The organism is Staphylococcus sp. URHA0057, from assembly GCF_000620265.1.
Lineage (GTDB): Bacteria > Bacillota > Bacilli > Staphylococcales > Staphylococcaceae > Staphylococcus > Staphylococcus pasteuri.
This window is the reverse complement of record NZ_JHVS01000001.1, coordinates 82,683-87,526: the sequence shown is the minus strand read 5'-3', so window position 1 is coordinate 87,526 and position 4,844 is coordinate 82,683. Positions and strand designations below refer to the sequence as shown.

The window sequence follows — 4,844 nt, the reverse complement described above, 5'->3', positions numbered from 1 at the left end:
TTTTATTGTTCACTCCTTGTCTTGATGTTGTTTCTCTGATGTGTTTGTTGTGAATGTATAATTGCCTGATAAAAATGTAATGTATTATGATAATAATTCTCACTAATTGGTAATGGATAATGAAATTTAAATCTATGTCTTACATTTTTTGAAATTAAAAGTCAGACTATAAAAATACATTACAGCATGTTGTTGAACAATTTAGTTATGCTCTAAATTATAATAGCACAAAATATAATTTATGTGTAATTAAAATTGTTACAAATTATAATTATTATTATTAAAATTGCGTTAAAAATACAAAAAAGCAATCGAATTCTATATAAACTATAAAGTCTATATGATGAATTCGATTGCTAAAATTTATAAATGACTTGAAATATATTTTCCTGAAACGTATAGTTCGTGTTCATTACAAATAGATAGAATATGATTTAATGTTGTGGCAAAAGCCATATCCATAAATATTTGTTCACTATCTAAAGGAACTTCTGTATGAATTTCAGCTAAACGTTTAGATAAATGTAATTCATTCATATTGTCATTAATTTTATTTCTTTGTCCGGGTGTTAAAGCGTCAATTTGATTGATGACTTCTTCTACACTGCCATATTGTTGAATTAATTTAATAGCTGTTTTCTCGCCTATTCCTTTTACTCCAGCATAACCATCTGCAGTATCACCCATAAACGCTTTAATATCAATTAATTGTTGAGGTTCTAATTGATATTCTTCATTGAATCGATTTAATGTGTAACGATTATAAATATTAAATCCTTTTTTAATTAGCCATACTTCCACATTTTCATTAATACATTGAAGTAAATCTCTGTCGCCAGTAATAATATAAACGTCATTATCTGTTGAATATGATTTTGCTAATGTTCCTATCACATCATCTGCTTCGTAATTAGTAACACCAATATTAACGAAGCCAAATTGTTCAGAGATTTCTTTTACATAATCAAATTGAGGTATCAATTCCTCTGGAGGTGCTGATCGATTTTGTTTGTAACCATCAAACATATCATTTCTAAATGTTGATTGTCCCATATCCCAACAAACAGCCACGTGAGTTGGTTGAATTTCTTTGATAGCAGAGAAGATATGGCGAACGAATCCTTGAATGCCGTTAGTAGGCACGCCTTTTGAATTATACATGAATTGACTGTGTAGACTAGTTGCAAAAAAGTGTCTAAACAATAATGCCATGCCATCAACGAGTAAAACTTTGTTAGGCATTTTTGTAATCCTTCTTTCTTAATAAATGATTGCTTCTAATTGTTGGTGTTTATCTTTGAGTTGTGTAATTAATGATTCATCCAAGTTAAATGATAACAGTTCGTTAATCTGACTTTGAATGTTTTCTTCGATACTGTTAAATTGTTCTTCTGCTTCTGAAGACATTTGATCAACATATGATTCCAATTGCTGTCTTAACTGATTGAAATTTGATTGAAGCAATTCTAATGTACTTTGACAAATATATTCGTGAATTTCTTTCTGTGAATTTGGATTAAGGATTTTACGTTTTGTTAATTGTTTAGGTAATTCACTCATCATATCGTTAAGTTCAATATGAAGTAACGGTTTATTAATGACATCTGGTTGTAAATTGAAACGTGGATTAACTATGATATGCAATTGACTTAATTGTTGTAACACAGGTGCCACTTGTTCATCTAATTGTTGATTAAAGTATCTTTTAATTCTTTCAGTAATTAATGATTGTTCTAAGAACAGTCTTTGATGAATTTGATCTAAATAAATTTTAGTCGAATTTTTCTTTTCTTCATTAAAATCACTATTTTGAGTCATTTGACTGTTATATACAGATTTAATATCGTCCATTAATTGAAGTTTTAGTCGTGAATTTAAATGATAAACTTGTTCTTCAACTTCATTATTCGTATATTGTGATGTTGTATCTATTAGTTGATGACCAAGTCTTTGTTGGTCTTTATATGTTTCTAATTTTTGTTGACGCTTAGCAATATCATCTTTATTAGATTCAAATTCTTCTATCATTTCAACATATGACTTGTCGATTTGTTGTAGTTGATGAATCATTTGTTGTTCTAGAATTGTCTTAGATTCAATGTCGACAAAGTGTTGAATGCTTTCTTTCAATTGATTGATACCTTCATCGTTAGATTTTAATGCTTCTCGACTAGATACACCAAAAACGTCTGATTGTAACTGTACTTGATTAAGTGCATCAGCAACATAATCTTTAACAGCATCTAAATCTTGTTCACTCTCAGCTAAATCAACCGCGTTGATAATCATTTTGAAAGCTTGATTTTCGTTTAGCTGATTCATATCTTTCATATGTTCAATGAAGGCTTTGTCATTGTCAGTAAATGAATGATTGAAGTAACTAACATATAAAATTAAATCTGAAGAAGTAAGTATTTGTTCTGTTTCATTTGTATGTCGTTGGTTATTTGAATGTAAACCAAGTGAATCGACAATAATTTTTCCTTTAAGCCATTCAACAGGTACTTGTAAATGAACTGTTTTAACAAATGTTGCATATTCATCTTCTGCAGACCATTTTTTAACATCATCTTGGTCGATTTGATGTACTTCTCCATCATTTAACATATTGATATACATGTCATAATGTTTTTCTACAGCAGAAATAAACGCAAGTTGATTTTTTTCTAATTTTGATTTTAATTGCGTTATATCACTATTAATAAATTCATCAAGTGAATCGAATGACTGATTGAAGTATTCAAGCATTTGGTTAATTTCTTGAAGTAATTGCTTTGATGATTTTAAAGTAATACTGCTGTTTTCACCGTAAGTCAATTCGGTTGTCGCCGCTGTTGTTGGGTTTGGTGAACTTACTAAATATTGACCACCTAATAAGGCATTAATTAAGCTACTCTTTCCTGCGCTGAATGTACCAAATACGCCAATTTTTGTGATTTTTTGATCTAGACGAGTTAATGTTTGCTTTATGTCCATTTGAGTTCGCTCAAATAACGGTATATCTTCGATTACATTTAATGCCTTTTCAATATCAATTTGTGAACTTGAGACATCATCGCTTTCTGATTGAATTGAATCTCTATTTTGATGATGTGTTGTATCATTTTGTTGTTTAATCGTGAAGTTAGCTTCAGTACGTCCTGTTAATTTATCTAAAGAATCTTCTAAATGTATATAGTAATGTTGATAATTGCGTGTTGTTAGAGATTCTTTCAAATTATTTAATTTCATATATCGTTGATATTCTTCTGATGCTTCACTATCTTCAGTTTCTATTTCGTTAGCTTGAACATGTTGAATGGCCTTTTCAAATAATGGATTTGATTGGCGTTCAACAAATTGATTAATTGCTTTAACCACTTCATCAGAAAATGTTAATACATACGTATTACTTATAGTTGTTTGTGGTTGATATAAAGAAGAAACTAAATCGTTTGGTATATCATAAGACTGATTTAAAATATGTTCATTAATATTTTTCTGATTAATAAATCGTGTTAAAAATGACATATCTTCTCTCATAGGTTGGCGAATTTGGGTGTTTATCTTTTCTTGAAGCATATCAACTGCTTTGTTTAAACGTTCTGTTTGTGCTTCTTCCTTCTTCTTAGATTTATTGAAAAATCCACCTACTTTAAAATCTGTAGCCTTACTTTCTAAATACGATCTTAATTGTTCTCGCATATCATGAGTCATAATATAAGCATTTTCTAAAATGTCTTTACGTTTTTGTTTGAGATAAGACTTTAGTTTATCTTTATCATTTAGTAATTGTGCTTCTTCTGATACAGATTGTGTTTGTTGGAAATTTAAATATGCTTGTTCAAATTCTTCTTCTTCAATATTTAAGTATTCTAAAATACTTTGCATTTCATTTTGGATATATGATAATTGTGCATCAGTAATAAATGATACTGTGCGTTCAATATAATCTTCCATTGATTCTCTATTTTCGTCTAAATATAAGAGATAATCAGATAATTGCTTGATTTGATTTTCAGGATGGTCAAATTTAGTTACATAATAAATATGTTCTAATTTAATTTCCCATTCGTTAATTGATTTTTCAACTCTAGATTTAAACGTATCAAATGAAAGTTCGTCTTCATTGTGTTTGTCTATTTGATTAATGATGAACACAACAGGGATACCTACTTCATTAATTCGTTTCATAAATTGAAAATTGAGCGCTGATTGAACATGGTTATAGTCGACAGTATAAAATAACACGTTACTCGTATACATAAATTGTTCAGTTGTAGTTTGGTGAGTGGCTACGTTAGAGTCAACGCCGGGTGTATCCTGAAATGTAAAGCCATTATCAAATTTATCAGACTTAAAGTTGATTTCTACAGACTCTACGTCTATATTTTGGCGATTCATCTGTTTTACTTCGTCGTAGGTTTTTAATTTTGTATATTGTTGATCCGGTAAATTCGCAATAATGTCTTCTGAATCAGAAACTGAGACGATTGCTGTATTACTTGTTGTCGGTACTGGAGAGCTAGGTAAAATATCTTGTTCTAATAACAAATTAATTAGTGTTGATTTACCTGCTGAAAAGTGACCAACAAATGAAGTAGTAAATTGATTTTTGTATACCTTTTTAATAACTTGATTAATTGTGTTTAATAAAGCAGTGTTGTTTGATTTTTCGACTTCTTTTTTTAGTTTATATAAAATGTCTAATTGTTCAGTGTGTGTCATACGTTTTAATCCCCTTTAGTTCTTTCGATAAAAAAAGAAGAGGTCAAGACAAAACGACTTAAAATCCAAAACGCAATTTTAATGTAAGATACTTTGTCATAACCTCTTTTGAGTAAGCCAATAATCATAGATTATGA

General features: G+C 29.2%; 2 protein-coding genes. Both read right to left on the bottom strand.

The genetic code is table 11. From position 1 onward, the window contains the following. Window positions 1–363: 363 nt before the first annotated feature. Window positions 364–1,242 (bottom strand): 5'-3' exonuclease, encoded by an 879-nt coding sequence (locus N524_RS0100430; RefSeq protein ID WP_029055343.1) that lies wholly within the window; start codon window positions 1,240–1,242, stop codon window positions 364–366. Between the two features lie 18 nt (window positions 1,243–1,260). Further along, a complete protein-coding gene (locus N524_RS0100425; RefSeq protein ID WP_029055342.1) occupies window positions 1,261–4,707 on the bottom strand; it encodes a dynamin family protein in 3,447 nt (1,148 codons plus the stop codon). Window positions 4,708–4,844 lie beyond the last annotated feature (137 nt).

Bases quoted from the DNA above. Each gene is read 5' to 3' on its own strand.
- N524_RS0100430 (WP_029055343.1), bottom strand. From the start codon at position 1,242: ATGCCTAACAAAGTTTTACTCGTTGATGGCATGGCATTATTGTTTAGA.
- N524_RS0100425 (WP_029055342.1), bottom strand. From the start codon at position 4,707: ATGACACACACTGAACAATTAGACATTTTATATAAACTAAAAAAAGAA.